This window comes from Leptospira chreensis (genome assembly GCF_016919165.1).
Taxonomy (GTDB): domain Bacteria; phylum Spirochaetota; class Leptospiria; order Leptospirales; family Leptospiraceae; genus Leptospira_A; species Leptospira_A chreensis.
Genome location: NZ_JAFFPS010000010.1, coordinates 22,435 through 39,945 on the forward strand (window position 1 = coordinate 22,435; position 17,511 = coordinate 39,945).

Consider the following 17,511-nt stretch of genomic DNA (forward strand, 5'->3'; position numbering starts at 1 on the left):
GACTTGGGGGGAAGAATCTTGAACAAGAAACAAAGAAAGAATGAAAACGAACTACTTGCGACAATGACGACATCCCAAACCTTTATTTCTTTGTTTTTTTGACATTGGCTTCCACGAGAGTGAATTTTTTACCAACCCACTCTTCGATATCTTCCAAATCATACTGCTTTTTCTTCACATCATCATTGATGATATAGGCTGCCAATTTTCCCACAGAAGACTCTCTGGAGTCAGCAATGGGATAAACCTTCAATTTTAATAGAGAAGGAGTGGATTCAATATAGATCTTAACCAAGGTTCCTTTCTTCCAAACTTCCGTTTGAGAGAATTTGATTTCCTCTTGTAAGGCATATGTCTTTCCATCATAGAATTCATTGATTTCCCTTAATCTTTCTTTTTTGATCAACCGTTGAGAACATTGACTGAACGCAAGGATAAGAACGAGGGGAATTACACGAATGATACTACAATTCAAAGCAAACTCTTAGGAAAAGTCACCATGATGCCTCAATTATGAAAAGTCTTTTTTATTTTTTGGCCCAAAAGAGAGTTTTTAAGCACTCATCACGTTGTGATCCCCAAACGCGCAGAAGTCGGAAGTCTGTTATACGAATGGAATGGAACCAAAGAAATCCAAGTCGAAGTAGGAATCCGAAGAGGACTTCCGGCGTTTCAAATTTTAGGTTGTGCCTCCGTTTCCACAAAAGAGTCCAGAGATCGCATCCGTTTGGCTTTAGAGGCTTCTGGATACCAGTTCCCACTAGAAACCATCATCATCAATTTAAAGCCGGCCCATATCCCCAAACGAATGGTTTGTTTGGATTTAGCCATGGCTGCGGGCATCCTTCTTGCCACAGACCAAATTCCAAACCCACCCTATCCCGTTCGTTATCTCGGCGGATTGGGTTTGGATGGAAGGATACTCGGAGGAAAGGAACTTCTACCCTACCTTTGGCAAAGCCCTGAGTCCACGGAGCTTTCTTTTTGCCTTCCCACATCTTTACAAAAGGAATCTCTACCTCGGGGAAGGTATCAGTTTGTAGAATATCTGGAAGACTTAAAAAATCCCCCCGAAGTCACTCCGAACAGAACCGAGTCAGAAGAAATCACTTTCCCTTCCGTGATTTGGGACCAGGTCCACTTGGATCCTTACCAAATGAAAGTCTTCCAAGGACTGCTCTATTCCGTTCTTGGAGGCCACCATAGTTTGGTATTGGGAAGTCCAGGTTCAGGAAAGACCATGCTCCACAGAATGCTTGAGCCCTTACTCCCACCAAAAGAATCGAGAGACCAGGGTGACCAAGGCATTTGGACATCTAACGGCGAGTTTGAAATCCCCAGTCTAAAAAGGCCTTTTCGCACTCCCCACCACTCGGCAACGGAAGTGGGACTTGTGGGTGGAGGCCTTCCCTTCCAACCAGGTGAGATCTCGAAAGCTTGCGGGGGAATTCTTTATTTGGATGAAGCTTTGGAATTCAAAGATCGGATTTTAGAAAGTCTACGGATGCCCATGGAAGATTCGTATTTAGAAATTGTTCGTATGAATGAAAAAACAAAACTCAAAACCGATTTTACTTTGATGTTATCAGCAAACCCCTGCCCTTGCGGAAATTATCATAGCACAGAAACATGTCATTGTTCCTTGCAAAAGATTCGGTTATATTTACAAAAAATCAGTGGTGCGTTTTTGGATCGGATCACCATCTTTCAAACGTTATTCGAAACGACAAATGATCGGTGTATCAAACTAGAAGAATTAAAAATGAAAGATATTTTAGGGGAACGTTTTTTGTTTCGGAAAACCAGGAAGAGTCCCGAAGGCGAAGAAAATAAAATTCAAAAAATCTTAGATACAGACCCCAGGACCAGACAACTATCCTTACGAAAGAAAAAACAAATCATTTCTCTAACAAGGACCATTGCTGATTGGAATCTCTCCTCCCGAACCAAGGAAGTACACATCTGGGAGGCGGTGGAGTATTGTATCGGTTACCAGTGGGTTTATAGTTTAGGGTAATTACTTTGAAATAAAATGTGAGATTTCCATCGCAATTTTATTGATCGCATAATCCATATAAGCTGGATCATCTATCTTTTTTTTGTAATTTTCGAATTTCTTCTGAATGGTAGAAGCCATCCCCCTTTTCCGGAGTAATACCGGATCTGGCCCAAATTCGTCGGTTTCTGCTAAATTTCCAAAAATACTAAATTGTTTCATGTGGTTACTTCCTTGTAACAATCAAACTCTCATCCTTGAGAGCGTTTTCCCTTATGGGATACATGATCAATCGGCCCGGTACAAAAATCCCTTGATGAAGTATTTAGAAGATTGACGAATAAAAACGAACTTCCTTTTTTTCAGAGATATGGATCAAATTAAACGAAGGTGTTAGGTGGTAAAAGGCTGGAATCTCCTTTAGTAAATAGTAATATACCTTCCGCATTCTCCTGCGTTTTGTCTCATGAAAGCATTCTAAGGGGTGAAATCCGCTACTTAGGTTCCAAGTTTTGACCTCTGAACAATGGAGGGTCTCGTCCTTAAAACTGATTATGTCTAATTCGCCGTAAGCCTTCCGGTAATTCTGAAAAAGAATCCAATGCCCTTCCGATTCTAAATAATCTGCGGCAATTCCTTCTCCGGCTTTTCCTAGTTTTGATTTTTCTTTCAACTGACGAGATTCCAAACCAAAGGTAGGACCTTTCCGCGGCTGGGATTAATAGATCTGCGAAAAGGGAATGGCTTGTTGGATATAAAGATTGAGATCTTTCATCAGATCCACAAATTCTAAATGTTTGAGGCGTTTGCCTTCTGCATCTTTTGTCACTCGGACCACGGGGCGGAGGGGTTTGTCTTTATTGGATTCAATGACCATTCCCATTCTTAGGTCAGAAAGAATGACTCCGGACCCCACAGGAAACATAGATAGTTTATTTAAAAACAGTCTTACCATTTTTAAATCAAAACGGTTCACGTTTTCACTAATCATGATCTTCATGGCTTCGTAAGGAAGGATGGCCCCTCTGTACGGTCTTGGGTGGATCATCGCTGCAAATTGGTCAGCGATCATAAATACTTTGGTGAGCTCTTCAATTTGGTTGGCAAGGATCCTCTGCGGATACCCAGAACCATCTACTGCTTCATGGTGTTGTAAGGCAACGATGGCGAGTGAGTTCTTTAATTTCAAACGTTGGGTGAGGATTTGGTAACCCGTCACTGGATGGCGTTTGATGGTTTTTAGATCCAGTTCGGAAAGAACTCCTTTTTTTTCGGATACTTCTTCGGGAACGGTCACCATTCCGATATCCGCAAAAAGAGAGGCAAGAGCCAAATCAATCAGTTTGGGTCTGGAAAACTCCAAAAAGTTTCCAAGCATTACCGAAAAAAATGTCGCATAACAGATATGAGTGTATAAATAATAACCGGAATGAGAATGTGATAAAAGTAAAATAGGAATTTGGGCATTGGCTTTGGTATGGTCGGCAATCCTTTCCGCAATTTCCCGAAATTCCCTGATCTCCGTATAACGACCCTCAGACGCCGAGCGGTAGGTCTTTTGGACCAAGTCAAAACAATCTTTAAAAACTGCGTTAAACTCTACCTTGGTGGTATTGGCTTTTTCTAAAAGATACTTAAACCGTGTGGAATTTTCATCATCCTGATAGAAAGGGAGGTTGGTATCGAAGTATCCCGGGCCTTGACCGGGAGCGGTTTTGTCCCCTCCATCCGCCATTACCTTTTCTCCATCTGTCAGAACAAAGGTGATCCCAAATTGAACCAACCGGTCTAAGTCTTGTTGTGTGATGGGTTGGTCGGCACCTACAAAAACAGTGTCTTTGTCTAGGTAAATTGACTTAGTAAACTTCGAGCCAGGTTCTAAGTCACGTATGGAGATTTTCCGCATAATTGCGTAAATTCTAGTAAGAAGCTTAGAAACTTCAATTGTTTTTCTTTTGTCTCTCTAAAACAAGGATTCGAAACACAGCTGCCACGACTTCATATAATTCTCTCGGAATTTCTTTCCCATTAGGGAGATGATCTAAGGTTTGCACCATCACTTCATCACGAATGACAAGAACTCCTGATTCCTTTGCCACACGAATTAATGTCTCTGCGAGCCTACCCTCTGCTTTGGCGACAAGTTTCGGTGCCGTATGGATCTTCGGATCATAAGCAAGGGCTGCCATTTTTTGTTTCATCTATAATCTCCGTTAAAGGTACTTTCCGACCAAGTTTCGATTTGCACCGATTGGATTTGGGGGAAGTCCCGAATCAGGCCCGCTAGTTGTTTGGAAAATTCTTCTCCCTGGATCGATTGTTCCGTGGTGATCTCGACAAGTATGGGTTTGTCTTTTTCTGGATCGTAATGGAATTGGATTCCCATAGCACCAGTTTCCATTGACTCCCAAAACACATAGAGAACCAAACCCTTGTTCTTCGGTTCGACAACCATTTGTAAAGACTCTTCTTTATCAGGATGGATGTAGGAAAGAAGATCGGAAAACCCCGTTTCTCCGAGGAGATAGTTCCAGATGGGTTTGAGATCCGTGATCTCCAGAGTTTTGGAATTTGATTGGTGGTTTGTCCATGAGGCCCAACGAGAGAGTGTCTTTGGTTTCAACGAACTAACCCCTGTCTCCTGGTTCTCCATCCAAGAGGTGGATTTTGCCTGCGCACTCTGAAAAAGATTTTTAGTTTTTCCAGGTCCCAAATGGGGAACTTCGAGAGCCATAAGATTTGTTAGTTTGGTTTGTAAGGACAGGTTTCCCCGATTCTGGGTAGTGCTTCCCCATTTCCCGAAAGAAGTGATTGGGGGAAGTTTTACAAATTTAGAAAAGAGAGGGTTCACTTCCTTCTTTTCGGAGAAATTTACAAAAACTCAATCTATGGATGGGAGAAATTCCCAGTTTCCGCAGAGCGTCCTGGTGTTCTTCGGTTCCATATCCCTTGTGTTTGGCAAACCCATAGCCCGGATATTTTGAATCCATTTTTTCCATATATTCATCTCGGTAGGTTTTCGCAAGGATGGAGGCCGCAGAAATGGAAGGAATCAAATCGTCACCCTTAGGAAGTGAGAGGTAACCTTCTATGGGTTTTGTGATCTTTAGTTTGTAATTTCCATCAGCAAGGAGATACGGTTTATTTTCCTTCCTGTCATTCTTTGAGTCCGATTGTTTAGAGTCCGTTGGCAAAGACCGATTCATTCCATAAAAAATAGCTTGGTTGATATTGAAACGATCAATGAAAGAGGCACTAACGAAGATTACACGATAGTAAGAAACATATTTGAGGATTTCCTTTCGGAGTTCCAATCGTTTGGGTTCTGGGATTTTTTTGGAATCGCGAAGGCCTTTTAGGATTTCTCCATTTCGGATTTTTTCTAAAGTAGTGAGTGAAAAGGAAACACAACCAATGGAGACGGGGCCGGCAAGTGTACCACGACCTGCTTCATCGAGTGAATAACAGGTCAGGTTAGGAATTTGAAATTCAGGAAAGAACGGCCGAGTGACGACCGCTTCAAGAGAAATTATGCGCTAGGTGCTTCTGCTTCTGCAGCTTTCGCTTGTGCAAGAGCGGCTTTAGAAGCCTCGTCCTGTCTCTTTTTATCTTTGGCAACGATCGCTTGACCGCCTTTTCTTTCTTTGATACGTCCCGCTTTTCCTTTTTTATCACGGAGATAGAAAAGTTTTGCACGACGAACCGATCCTTTACGAACGAGTTCAATCTTTGCAATGCGTGGGCTATGAAGTGGGAAAATTCTTTCCACTCCGATATCATAGGAAACTCGTCTTACAGTAAACGTTTTGCTTTGTGATTTATTCGCAATGGAGATCACAACACCTTCGTAAACCTGAACCCGCTCTTTACCAGATTCAACGATTTTGTAGTGAACTTTTACAGTATCACCAATTTCGAAATTAAGTTCGTTCTTTGCTTCGCCTGCGAGTGCTGTTTCTAGAATCTGATTCATGGCTTCCTCTAAGAATGATTTCTTGTTTTGCGGTTTTTTTGCCGCCATTTCCGGATCTCTTCATGATGGCCCCCAAGGAGCACATCTGGAACAGTCCAACCCATAAAATCATAGGGTTTTGTATACTGAGGGTATTCTAATTCTTCTGTTTCGTTGTGCGACTCTTCGAGAAGGCTTTCTTCTTTTCCTAAAAACCCCGGAACAAACCGAGAAAGGCAATCCGCAACAACGAGAGCAGCTAAATCCCCCGATGAAATAACATAGTTTCCAATGGCCACTTCCCTGTCAATTAAATGCTCTGTGACACGATGGTCGACCCCTTCGTAGTAGCCGGAAATAAAGGTCAAAGTCTCCGAGGACTCATAAATCTCCCGGGCCAAGGTCTGGTTGAAAAGTTCTCCCGACGGACTGAGAAGAATGACCTTTCCTTTGTTTTCGCCGAGCGATTCTAAGGCACGATAGACCGGTCCCACTTGCAAAAGCATTCCGGGACCACCTCCGTAGATGGTGTCGTCTACCTTTTGGTGTTTGTTGTCGGCAAAGTCGCGCAGGTGGACAGTGTTGATTTCCACAACACCTTGTTTGACAGCCTTACCCGGAATTCCGGTTTCAAAATAGGATGTGATTTTTTCTGGGAACAGAGTGATGAAATTAAACTTCAAACCACTGCTCCCACTCGATGATTTCTAAAGTTTTAGATTCTAAATTCCAATTTCCCACAAACCGGTTGAGGAAGGGAATGAGGACTGTTTCTCCCTCGCCAGACTTGGGTTTCAGTTCCAAAATGGGATGGGCGGGATTGTCGATCACTTGTGTGACCGTATATTCCAGAGATGTATTGGTTTCTTTGGATATGGCAAGAAGGCCCACCAAATCCTCAGAATAGATTTCGTCAGCGTTTGGTTTGGGAAGTTCTTCTCTTTTCCATAAAAGTGAAAATCCCCGGTATTTGACAACTGCTTCGGGCGTTTCATAACCTTTCAGCTTCAGAAGGTAATGATTTCCATTCTGTTTGATTTCTTCGATATGTATCTGGGACTGATTTCCGCGAGTGTCTTCTACGGTGCAGGTGAGCGGAGCTTTTGCGGAACTTAGGGTGTCACCTTCTGTAAACAGTTTGATGAACCCTTTGATTCCATGTGAGGATCCGATGACCCCCACTTTCACTAAACTTGGTTTAGTCGACAATTTCTAAAGTATAGTTTTTACCTTGTTTGGTACCGGCGGCTTGTAACACAGTTCGTAAAGATTTCGCAATCCTTCCGTTTTTTCCGATAACCTTCCCGAGGTCTTTAGCTGCTACCCGAAGTTCGATCACTGTTTCTTCCTCTCCGGGCACTTGGTTGACTGCCACTTGTTCTGGTTGGTCAACGAGAGATGTAACGATATAACGAACTAAGGATTCCATGTATCAATTAACCTTTGAATTTTGCCCAAACGTCGTCTTTTTTCAAAAGAGCAAGAACTGTATCTGTCGGTTGCGCACCTTTCTTTAACCAAGAAATAGTTTTTTCTTCATTGAAAGTTGCTTTTTTCACAGACGAAGTTGATGGGTGAAAGTGACCAATCGCTTCAATGAACTTTCCGTCACGTGGAGCACGGATGTCAGCTGCTACGATGCGATAGTGCGGGTCTGCTTTTGTTCCCGTTCTTTGTAATCTTAATTTAACCAAGGAAAAATACCCCTTTTATAGCGAGTTTTTTGCATCGGGACGATCTGTCAAGAGCGAGTTCTTGCACTTGCTGCGAGATCCTTTAATTTTTTGCCCTGTGCATTCGGATCCCCTGTTTTATAGAGACCAGATCCCACAACTGTGATGTCCACACCGAGCCTTGCGAGCTCTTCCATATTGGATTCGTTCACACCCCCATCCACTTCCAATTCAATATTGTAAGGTTTTGTGAGTTTACGAACCGCGGCTATCTTCTCAAAACCCGATTTCACAAAGGATTGCCCGTAAAATCCAGGATCCACTGTCATGAGTAAAACAAGATCCAAATAAGGAAGGATTTGCGAAATAGATTCCGGTGGTGTTTGCGGGTTTAGAGAAACCCCCACTTTGATTCCCGCCTTTCGGATCTCTTCTGCGAGTCTCACTGAGAAATTCGTGGTTTCGATATGAAAAGTAATACAATACGGACTTAAGTCAAAGTATTTGGGAACATGGAGTTCGGGATTACTTACCATGAGATGTACATCGAGTGGGATCCCCGTATGCGACTTCACTTCTTTGGTAAAGGCCTCTCCAAAGGAAATCTGAGGGACAAAGTTTCCATCCATCACATCGATATGGATGAGATCGATATTTTCCTGTTTGTATGTAGGAAGTTCCGCAGAAAGTCCTGTAAGTTTTGCAGCAAGGATTGAGGCTGAAATTTTCATCTTAATAAGTTCCTTTGAGTTTCCAAACCTTTGCCACACCCGTTTCCTTACCGGTTAAGGTAACCTTAACGTTTCCCGCTCGGTGGATGAGAAAACGGACTGGTTCGTCTTCTTTCAAGCTTTGGCTGATTAGAATTTCTTTTTCGACTTCCGTATCTTCGCCTGGCTTCGTGTAACTCACTTTAGCCGAATAGAGATCATCATCGTCTACTTCATACTCAAGAAATTCATAATCTTGAACGAATGATTCGGATGGTTTTAAAAAGAAAGCACCCACTTCTGCACCCGTAGGTTTGATTTCAAAAGAAGAAACAAGGCCATGTAGGTCGCGAAACTCTGGTTTGGTGGTTTCTTTCAAACGATAGGGAATTTTTTTACGGAGTAAATAATCCACGACAAAGGGAACGGGAGTTCCCACAAACTTTGTGGAGTCTGTTGGTTCATTGACGGATTGGTTGGATATTTTTTCTGGATTGGCTTCGGTGACGAGTAAATAGATTTTCTCGCCGGAATGAGTTTCTTTTCCTGGAGCTGGAATTTGGTCAATGACGGTGTCAGCAGGTTCATCCCCAACAGCAGGCACATAAGTGATCCCACCGATTTGTAAAGGAACGTACACTTCCCCAGATAATACCTTTTCTAAAATGGCTTTGGCACGTTTTAAATCCTGACCTTTGACATCAGGGATGGCAACTCGATCAAATCCAATATTAACTGTGAGATAAAGCTTAGATCCCGCTTCCACTTCCTTTCCAGGATCAATGGATTGCGAAAGAATGATTCCATCTGTTTTTTCAGGAATTCTTTGTGTTTCCAAACGAACTTTGAGTTGGAGTCTTTGGAGTTCATTATGAACCTCAATGTAGTTTTTTCCAATCACATAAGGCATCATTACCTTTTGTTCTTCTTTGGTTCGAACTACGACCACAAGGAAGGCTGCCACAAAAAAAACAAGGAGCCCTAAACCAACAAATAGAACATAACCACTGTAAGGTAGGATTTTTAGAAACTTTTCTTTCACGTAAATGATTCTCCGGCTAAAACCCGTGCCCCATTGAAAAACTCAAATCCTTTCATGGGTTTTTTCCCTTCGGGTTGTAAGGTGTCTATACCAAGCAGGTTTCCGTCTCCACAGAGGCAGAAAAGTCTTTTTTTCTGGTATAGGAAAAAGGAACCGGGAGCAAGCCCGTCCGGTATGGGAATGGGTACTGGCTCGGAATCCGGCAAAACTGAGGAAAAGAGGATGAGTTTTTTTCCCCGAAACTCGGTCACAGCCAAAGGATCAGGATAGAGCGCACGGATGCGGTTGTGGATTTTCTTTGCCGGTTCTGTCCATTGGATCGGACGGTCACTTGCGGTGATCTTTTTGCAATGCGTGGCTTCGCTTCCATTTTGCGGACTTGATTTCCATTGGGTATTTGTGGATTCCAATTCCCGTAACAAACGAATCAGCTCCACCGCTCCCTCGTTCGTGATGGATTGCAAAAGAGAAGCCGTCGTTTCCAAAGGGCCCACAGACCAAGATTTCTGCGAGATGATATCCCCCGAATCCACTTCCTTGGCTAAGTACTGAATCGTAAATCCAGAACTCTCCTCTCCACTGAAAAGAAAACTTTGGACGGGAGAGGCGCCACGGTATTTCGGTAAGAGACTTCCATGGAGATTGATGCTACCAAACTTAGGATCCTGGAATACAATTTCTGGAACAATGGACCCATAGGCATAGACAATATGAACGGGAGATCCGTAAGATAAAATTTGTTTTTGGGCCTCTTCATCCGTTCTTAGTTTCGGGGATTGGATGACGGGGATTCCTTTGGTGAGTGCCAATTCTTTTACAGGAGTGGGCGTGATGATTTGTTTTCGTCCCACGGGTTTGTCAATGTTTGTGACAACAAAATCCACTGTGATTCCCGCATCCAGCAAAAGGGAAAGTAATTCTTTAGAATGTTCGGGGGATCCAAAGTATCCAATCGAAAGTTTCATAGTATTTCCTATTATACAAGTTCCAGAGGATCCAAATCGTATTCAATATAACATTTGGAATCGACTTTAAATTTTGATTTTGTTTCGCGTAAAAGATTTCGTAAGGTAGTGATGGATTTTGATTTTAATAAAATATGATACCTATAGTTATTATCTATTTTGTAAAAAGGGCATTGGCTTGGTCCGAGGAGATTTACCGATTCATCCATTTTTTCTTTTAAGTTTTCCGCATACAGAACGGATTGTTTGTTTGCGATTTCTTCGTATTTGGAACGAAAAACAAGTCTCGCCAAACGAGAAAAAGGTGGGTAAAACATATCCCTTCGAAAGTTTAGTTCCCATTCAAAAAAAGCAGGATAGTTTTGTTCCATGGCCATCTTTAACACGGGATGTTCGGGATCATTCGATTGGATGAGAACCTCTCCTCTTTTTTCTCCCCTGCCCGCCCGACCAGCAACTTGTGAAATGAGAGAATAAGTTCTTTCACTACTGCGAAAATCAGGAACCCCGAGTCCATGGTTGGCATTGAGAATTCCCACAAGGGTGACATTGGCATAATCCAAACCTTTGGCGATCATTTGGGTTCCGGTAAGAATATCCAAATTTCCTTCCCCTAACTTCTCGAGTACATCACGAGTGACCTCTTTGTTTTTCGAACTGTCCTGATCCAATCGTTCGATCCTAGCTTTTGGAAAATGAGAAAGTAAATACTCTTCTAATTTTTGTGTTCCCGCTCCAAAAAGATCCAAGTCTTCCCCATGAATTGCTTTGAGACTTTGTAAACTAGATTTATAACCACAAAGATGGCAACGAACCGTTTTGTCAGAATGATAACAAAGAGTCGCAGTGCATTTGGGACAATGGATGAATTCTTTTGTGGTAGTGGAATAAATGAACGGATTGTACCCTCGCCGGTTGAGAAGGATGATGGTTTGCTCTTCTTTTCTTAACCTGTCGGCAATTTTAAACTGCAAGTCCCCGGAAAGAAGGTCACTATCTTCCTTTTTATCTGTAATTTCTACAGTAGGAAGTGAGGCATGGGGATTGGCTCTTTCTTTCAGTTCCGAATAGCCAATTTGTCCAGCTTTTGCAAGGTAATAAATTTCCACACTCGGAGTTGCTGAACCTAACAAAAGTTTACCGTTTGTTTTCAAAATTCGTTGTAAGGCAACTTGGCGGACATGGTACCGAGGAGAGCCATGTTCTTTATAAGAGCCGTCATGTTCTTCATCTAAAATAATTAAAGAGATATCAGACAAAGGGGCAAATACTGCCGAACGAGTCCCGATACAAATCCGTTTCTTTCCTTCCTTTAAATCTAAGTAGTTCTGAAATTTTTCGGAGGTTCGTAGATGCGAATGTAATACTGCCACTTGCCCCGGAAAAATCCGTTCAATCCTTGCAATCGTGGGATAGGTCAAAGAAATCTCCGGTACAAGAAAAATCACGGAACCTTTTTGCTTTTGCAAAACCTCTGCCATCAGATGTAGATACACTTCTGTTTTTCCGCTTCCCGTAATTCCATATAACAAATGTGTGTTGGATTTGGAACCTGTTTTGATTTCTTCTAGGGCTTTGTTTTGGGAAACATTCAAAGGATGTAATAACTCAGTATGGATTTGGACCGGGGATGGATTTTGTTTTTTTCGTTTTTTTCCTTTCGGAACCATCAAAAACAAAGCTTCACCGAGAGACGACAAATAGGAATCGGCCATCCACTGCGCTAGATCCAATTGTTCTTCGGTAAGCACCGGTTCCGAATCAATGGACTTTAGAATCGAAAGCGTTTCGTAATTAGGTTCATTCGAATGAATCCCTGTCACAACCCCTTCCCATTCCTTTCCATTCAGAGGAACAAGCACCCGAACTCCCCGCTCCAAATTCTCTATCTCTTGTGGGATTTCATAGGTAAGAGTTCCACTTTCCCAAGATAGATTGAGGGCAACTTCCGCGTACTGGATCATACTAGAGATAAGGTTTTAGAAGTGATAGATGGGAAATAAAACTTTCTTCCAAGTCTTGTTTTTCCTTTCCGTATTGGAAAAGATTGGTTTCGGAATCGGATTTTTTTGCCTTTTCTCCTAGAAAAACAAGGGCTTCCGGAGATCTCGTAGTGACAATCGGAATAGAAAGGCCAGATAAATCCCACTGGATTTCTTTTCCTAAAAGTTCTTTTGCTTTTTCGGCTCCAAACAAAAGTTTTGCGGAAGATCCGAGAATCACGATCATTTTGATTCCGTATTCCTCGACAGTTTCCTTAACATGAAATTTACAGTTTTCTACCCGAGTGGTCCAATCTGTTTCTTTGGAATCTGTATGAGAAAATGTACAAGCCGGGTATTCTTGGTAAAAAAATTCTTCAAAGGAAAACCCAAATACTTTTTGTACGAGTTCTCCCCAACTTGACTCCGTTAGTTTGTCTTTGAAAATTTGGTTGGGTTTTGTTTTCGTAAATGGTTTTTCTTTGGGATTTGTGGCCCCCGTATAGTGGAGAACAAGGACTGGTTTTCTTCCTTTGTGTAAAAATTGACGGACCCCACTGAGTTTCCCCTGACAAAAAGTACAAGAAAAATTGACTAAGTCTTTATTCTTTCTTTGGTTTTCTTTTTGTTGTTTTTTCTGGATTTCTAAAGATTCGGGAACTTTCGATTTCCAAGGAAATCCATAATCATTCGGATCCTTCTCTTCCTGGAATCTATATACAGAAACAGATTTATTTTGAATTAAAAACCGAGCCTCTGTTAGAATGTCAGTAAAGCGTTCTAAAATTGATTTTTGATCCATACTAACCTTCGTTCAACTGATCCATAGAAATATTTAAGGAACGTAATTTTCTGTATAAATGTGTACGTTCAATTCCCAAAGCTTTGGATGCCCTCGTCACATTTCCCTCACAAATTTGTAAAGTTTTGATGATGTATTGGCGTTCAAATTCTTCTTTGGCATGTTTCAAATCCCCACGGGCCACCATCTCATTGGCTTTTTTGAATCCATGTAAGGCTTCCTTTACATCCTTGGCTCGGATCGTTTCGCCTGGAACGAGAATACTGAGTCGTTCTAAGATATTTCCAAGTTCTCTGACATTTCCTGGCCAAAAATGTGTATTCAACGCGTCGAGACCTTCCCGATCAATCGTTTTGGGAGAAAGATTGTTTTCCTGAATCGATTTTTTTAAATAGTATTCAGCTAACAAAGGTATATCCTGATTTCTCTCTCTGAGCGGGGGAAGTTCCAAGGGAATGACACTGAGTGCATAATATAAATCTTCTCGAAACCGACCTTCGCGAATGGCTTCTTCCACATTGGAATTGGTGGCAGCAATGACTCGGACATCCACCGGCACATTTTCTTTCCCATTCACTCGGTCTAACTTTTGTTCGAGGATAACTTTTAATACTTTTGATTGCAGAGCGGGACTTATGTCACAGACCTCATCTAAAAATAGAGTTCCATTTTGGGCGGCTTCCCATTTCCCAATTTTGATTTCATTTGGTTCACTTGTTCCGAGAGTTTCCAACCCAAATAACTCTTGTTCTAAGATATCTTCTGCATACTCAGCACAATTGAACTCAATGTATGGTTCTTTTTTTCTTTTTGAGTTTTGATGGATGGCTCTGGCGGTAAGTTCCTTACCTGTTCCATTTTCACCAAATAGGAAAACACGAGCATTGGTTTGTGCGGCCTGAAAAATAGCAAATTTAAGTCTTTTAATAGAAGAAGACTCCCCTAAAATCTCATCCACTTCTAATTGGAATTCTGGAATTTCACTGTCCTTCGTTTTTTCTAATGAGGATTCAATCGTTTGGATGACTTTCTCAATCGAAAGTGGTTTTTCCAAAAAGTCTACGGCTCCTTTTTTGGTGGCATTGACCGCAAGTTCTATCGTTCCATGTCCCGAAATCATTACAATGGGTAGACCAGGATACAGTTTTTTGCACTCACCGAGAATCGTCAGTCCGTCTTCTTTCCCCACCCATACATCGAGTAATACAAGAGAAGGCCTCTCCTTAGATAAAGCTTTGAGTAAAGCTTTCCCGTTGGCAAAATCTTCCACAGAATAATCTTCATCCTCCAAAATTACCCGTAAGGATTTTCGAATTTCTGTTTCATCATCTAAAATGTAGATTAGCTTTTGCATTAATGATTATCCAAAGGAAGTTCGATTCTAAATTTACATCCACCTAACTTAGAACTTTCGACGGATATATGTCCGTGGTGGTCAATGATTGTTTTTTGAACAATAGCAAGTCCAATTCCTGATCCATGTTTTTCCTTGGTCGAAAAATAAGGTTCAAATATTTTTTCTTTCCATTCTTCTTTTAACCCAGGGCCAGAATCATCAATTTCGATTACAATGGATTTTCGAAGTGCCTTCTTTTGTAATTTAGACATGATCCGAATTTTTTTCCGTTTGGGACTCAAAATATCGAGTTCTTCCTTGGAATTTTCAGCATAGAGGATTGCTTCCACTGCGTTTTTAATCAAATTATTAACAACGCCTAAAAACAAACGTTTATCCAAAAAAACTTCAGGTAAATTTTCTGCGAGTTTCAGTTCAAAGTCAATGTCTGTTGTATCTTTAAAAAGTGCCACTGCCTCTTCTAAAATTGGATTTAACTTTTGATTGATGAGAACAGGTACCGGCATCCGAGCAAATTCGCTAAACTCTTTTACCAAATGTTCCAAAACACGAACCTGACCAATGATGGTTTCTGTCGCATCGAAGATTACAGATTCCAAATTTACCGATTTAGGGTTTTGAAATTTACGTTGGATTCTTTGAGCCGACAATTGAATGGGCGTTAGGGGGTTTTTGATCTCATGGGCCATACGTTGGGCCACTTCTTTCCAAGCCGCAATCCTTTGTGTATGCATGAGTTCTTCCGACTTAGCATTCAAATCACTCACCATTTGATTGAAACTGTCGATGAGAATTCCCATCTCCCCTTCTTCTGTTTTTTCCAATCGAATATCGGATTCACCGAGGGATACTTTCTTCGTGGCATTGGCTAAGTTAATGATGGGTCTAGATATTCTACGAGCAAACAGGAAGGAAAATAAAATAGCAATGAGAAACATGGCAAAGGAAAAGGATGCAATGGTCATACGAACACTAAAGGGAATTTTCTCTTTCCAGAGACTGACCTTCTCATAAGTAGAAGTGGCATTCACAATGTTTTGGACATCTGCCTCCATACCTTGATGAATTCTTTGCCCTACATAAACTTCCGTATTCTCATCTAAAAAAAACTTACAAAGGATATATGACCGGTCCGATAGATACAACCGACCGATAAAAATTCCTGAACGTTTGGATTCCAAGAATTCTACTCGCTCCAACTTATGATAGAGTCCTTTAGATTCAAAACCCAGTCTTCCCGAATCCACAAATCCTAAGTAATATTCGTTTTTTTCAAAGAGTCCGTTTTCAACCCCTTTTTGGAATACCGTATAACTATCAGGTTTTAGCCCAGACAACCTAGATCGCAGGATATTTACTTTTTCGAAAAATTCGGATTCAATTTCCTTTTCTTCATTTTGTACAATCAAATTTGCTGACCGAAGGGCATTGGAAATATCCACTCGGTAAAAACCTTCGATGAGCCTTCCTGTAAGATTCGAAGAAAGAATAAAAATAGGGAGTGAGGGAACAAGTGCCACAAAGAGAAAGGCTAGTGTTAGGCGATATCGAATGGAACTACGAATTTTTCCTGTTTCTCTATTACGGCGATTGCGATAGACATAACTTAAGATTAAAGAAAGGATAAAGAATGGAATGAGGATAAAAACATAGGTATCCAGTTTGGAAAAAAATGAGATGTCCTCCTCTTGCCTAAAAAAGACAAGTTCCGAAAAACCGATGGAGATTCCCAAAGTAAGGAAAAAGATAAAGATATCTCGTAAATAATATCTGTTTTCATCAGACAAACGCGGAAGGATTTTTAAAAATTTAAGTGGCATTGGCTTCAAAATTGCGGCCAACTAATGCTTCTAAAGCAAGAAGCGCCTCCTCTTCTCGTTTCCCATCGGCCTTTACAAAAAATATGGAACCTGGGCCTAGGGCCAACATCATAAGACCCATAATGGATTTTCCATTCACTTCGATGTCATCTTTGAGAACAAAAATCTCACAAGGAAAACTTGCCGCAACCTTTACAAATAAGGAAGCAGGTCTTGCATGCAATCCACTACTGTCTTCTCTAATCTTTAATTGGATTTGTTTCAATGGAACTCTGTTGGATATAGGTATTTAGTTTATTGGAAAATTCTTTAGCGCTGTTTTTCCCCATTTTTCGGAGTCTTTGGTTCATAGCTGCTGTTTCTACAATGATAGGAATGTTTCTTCCTGGTTTGACAGGAATTTCGATATAGGGAACAGAAACACCGAGGATCTCTTCCATACTTTGTTCGATCCCTGTTCTTTCATAATCGCCGGAAGTTTGTTCTTCCCATTCTTTTAAATTGATAATGAGTTCAATGAGTTTGTGATCTCTGACAGATCCAACGCCAAACAAATCTTTGATGTTTAAAATTCCAAGACCTCGAATTTCCATATGATGACGTAGTAAATCGGAACAAGATCCAATCAAATAACTTTCACTTAAGCGCCGAATCTCAACCATATCATCTGCTACAAGCCTGTGACCTCGTTCAATCAGTTCGAGTGCTGTTTCACTTTTTCCAACACCAGATCGCCCTGTGAGTAAAGTTCCAATTCCAAAAACTTCAATCAGAACTCCATGGCGCATGGTTCTTGGAGCCAGGGCTCTGTCTAAAATTTGAGAGATAAGAGTGATGAATCTATGTGTTGCAATTTCTGTTTTGAAAAGCGGAATCCCTTTCGATTTGGCTCTTTCCACAAAAGGAATTTGTGGTTCATTCCCATGTGTATAGATGATACAATTCAAATGGAATTCAAAAAATTTATCGGTGATCTCGTGGAGTTTTTCTTCGGAGAGAGAATTGAGATAAGCCCATTCTCCTTTACCTAAAATCTGAATGCGGTCATTGGCAAAAAAATCAAAAAACCCGGTTAAAGAAAGACCGGGGCGATTGATTTCCGCATTGTTGATACGATTCGAAAGTCCGGCTTCACCGGTGACCAAAATCAATTGGAGATCTTCATGATCTCTTAAAATTGTGTCTACTGTGATTCCAGGAACTGGCATTGGT

At 41.3% G+C, this 17,511-nt stretch carries 22 protein-coding genes; 1 reads left to right on the forward strand and 21 read right to left on the reverse strand.

Annotated elements, in window-relative coordinates:
* Nucleotides 1–82: 82 nt before the first annotated feature.
* On the reverse strand, nt 83–451 hold the full coding sequence (locus JWG41_RS03085; RefSeq protein ID WP_205268645.1) for a type II secretion system-associated lipoprotein: 369 nt from the start codon (nt 449–451) through the stop codon (nt 83–85).
* A 120-nt stretch (nt 452–571) separates the two neighbouring features.
* On the opposite strand from JWG41_RS03085, the gene JWG41_RS03090 reads away from it, so the two are divergent.
* Nucleotides 572–2,017, forward strand: a complete 1,446-nt coding sequence (locus tag JWG41_RS03090; RefSeq protein WP_205268495.1) for an ATP-binding protein — start codon at nt 572–574, stop codon at nt 2,015–2,017.
* Here JWG41_RS03090 and JWG41_RS03095 read toward each other — a convergent pair whose 3' ends face one another.
* The 20 genes from JWG41_RS03095 to hprK form a co-directional block, all read right to left on the reverse strand.
* A complete protein-coding gene (locus JWG41_RS03095; RefSeq protein ID WP_039937918.1) occupies nt 2,018–2,218 on the reverse strand; it encodes a hypothetical protein in 201 nt (66 codons plus the stop codon).
* 103 nt (nt 2,219–2,321) lie between these two features.
* A complete protein-coding gene (locus JWG41_RS03100) occupies nt 2,322–2,684 on the reverse strand; it encodes a YraN family protein (RefSeq protein ID WP_408611701.1) in 363 nt (120 codons plus the stop codon).
* Between the two features lie 30 nt (nt 2,685–2,714).
* Nucleotides 2,715–3,902 (reverse strand): cyclic di-GMP phosphodiesterase, encoded by a 1,188-nt coding sequence (locus tag JWG41_RS03105; protein WP_205268497.1) that lies wholly within the window; start codon nt 3,900–3,902, stop codon nt 2,715–2,717.
* 34 nt (nt 3,903–3,936) lie between these two features.
* Nucleotides 3,937–4,197: an EscU/YscU/HrcU family type III secretion system export apparatus switch protein gene (locus JWG41_RS03110; RefSeq protein WP_205268498.1), complete on the reverse strand. Its 261-nt coding sequence runs from the start codon at nt 4,195–4,197 to the stop codon at nt 3,937–3,939.
* Entirely contained in the window at nt 4,194–4,847 is a 654-nt protein-coding gene (locus JWG41_RS03115) for a hypothetical protein (RefSeq protein WP_205268499.1), read from the reverse strand. Before JWG41_RS03115 ends, JWG41_RS03110 begins: the two co-directional genes overlap by 4 nt.
* Nucleotides 4,828–5,529 carry a ribonuclease HII gene (locus tag JWG41_RS03120; RefSeq protein WP_332461276.1) on the reverse strand — a complete coding sequence of 234 codons (702 nt, stop codon included), beginning with the start codon at nt 5,527–5,529 and terminating at the stop codon, nt 4,828–4,830. The genes JWG41_RS03115 and JWG41_RS03120 overlap by 20 nt, the downstream gene beginning before the upstream one ends.
* On the reverse strand, nt 5,526–5,969 hold the full coding sequence (gene rplS / locus JWG41_RS03125; protein WP_205268500.1) for a 50S ribosomal protein L19: 444 nt from the start codon (nt 5,967–5,969) through the stop codon (nt 5,526–5,528). The genes JWG41_RS03120 and rplS overlap by 4 nt, the downstream gene beginning before the upstream one ends.
* A gap of 8 nt (nt 5,970–5,977) precedes the next feature.
* Entirely contained in the window at nt 5,978–6,631 is a 654-nt protein-coding gene (gene trmD, locus JWG41_RS03130) for a tRNA (guanosine(37)-N1)-methyltransferase TrmD (RefSeq protein WP_205268501.1), read from the reverse strand.
* A complete protein-coding gene (rimM, locus tag JWG41_RS03135; RefSeq protein ID WP_205268502.1) occupies nt 6,621–7,157 on the reverse strand; it encodes a ribosome maturation factor RimM in 537 nt (178 codons plus the stop codon). The genes trmD and rimM overlap by 11 nt, the downstream gene beginning before the upstream one ends.
* A complete protein-coding gene (locus JWG41_RS03140; protein ID WP_002974362.1) occupies nt 7,147–7,377 on the reverse strand; it encodes a KH domain-containing protein in 231 nt (76 codons plus the stop codon). Before JWG41_RS03140 ends, rimM begins: the two co-directional genes overlap by 11 nt.
* 7 nt (nt 7,378–7,384) lie before the next feature.
* Nucleotides 7,385–7,642 carry a 30S ribosomal protein S16 gene (rpsP, locus tag JWG41_RS03145; RefSeq protein WP_002987273.1) on the reverse strand — a complete coding sequence of 86 codons (258 nt, stop codon included), beginning with the start codon at nt 7,640–7,642 and terminating at the stop codon, nt 7,385–7,387.
* A gap of 47 nt (nt 7,643–7,689) precedes the next feature.
* Entirely contained in the window at nt 7,690–8,352 is a 663-nt protein-coding gene (gene rpe, locus JWG41_RS03150) for a ribulose-phosphate 3-epimerase (protein ID WP_205268503.1), read from the reverse strand.
* 1 nt (nt 8,353) lies between these two features.
* A complete protein-coding gene (locus JWG41_RS03155; RefSeq protein WP_205268504.1) occupies nt 8,354–9,373 on the reverse strand; it encodes a PASTA domain-containing protein in 1,020 nt (339 codons plus the stop codon).
* The gene (gene fmt / locus JWG41_RS03160) at nt 9,370–10,338 is read right to left on the reverse strand and encodes a methionyl-tRNA formyltransferase (protein WP_205268505.1); all 969 of its coding nucleotides are present in this window, start codon (nt 10,336–10,338) and stop codon (nt 9,370–9,372) included. Before fmt ends, JWG41_RS03155 begins: the two co-directional genes overlap by 4 nt.
* Nucleotides 10,339–10,349: 11 nt before the next feature.
* Complete coding sequence (gene priA, locus JWG41_RS03165) at nt 10,350–12,302, reverse strand: replication restart helicase PriA (protein WP_205268506.1); 1,953 nt, start codon at nt 12,300–12,302, stop codon at nt 10,350–10,352.
* Nucleotide 12,303: 1 nt separating this feature from the next.
* The gene (locus JWG41_RS03170) at nt 12,304–13,122 is read right to left on the reverse strand and encodes a hypothetical protein (protein WP_205268507.1); all 819 of its coding nucleotides are present in this window, start codon (nt 13,120–13,122) and stop codon (nt 12,304–12,306) included.
* A 1-nt stretch (nt 13,123) separates the two neighbouring features.
* Nucleotides 13,124–14,476: a sigma-54-dependent transcriptional regulator gene (locus JWG41_RS03175; protein WP_205268508.1), complete on the reverse strand. Its 1,353-nt coding sequence runs from the start codon at nt 14,474–14,476 to the stop codon at nt 13,124–13,126.
* Nucleotides 14,476–16,299, reverse strand: coding sequence for an LIC_11548 family sensor histidine kinase (locus JWG41_RS03180; RefSeq protein ID WP_205268509.1), 1,824 nt, complete (start codon nt 16,297–16,299; stop codon nt 14,476–14,478). Before JWG41_RS03180 ends, JWG41_RS03175 begins: the two co-directional genes overlap by 1 nt.
* The gene (locus JWG41_RS03185; protein WP_205268510.1) at nt 16,289–16,564 is read right to left on the reverse strand and encodes an HPr family phosphocarrier protein; all 276 of its coding nucleotides are present in this window, start codon (nt 16,562–16,564) and stop codon (nt 16,289–16,291) included. The genes JWG41_RS03180 and JWG41_RS03185 overlap by 11 nt, the downstream gene beginning before the upstream one ends.
* Entirely contained in the window at nt 16,539–17,507 is a 969-nt protein-coding gene (hprK, locus tag JWG41_RS03190; protein WP_205268511.1) for an HPr(Ser) kinase/phosphatase, read from the reverse strand. Before hprK ends, JWG41_RS03185 begins: the two co-directional genes overlap by 26 nt.
* Between the last annotated feature and the right edge of the window lie 4 nt (nt 17,508–17,511).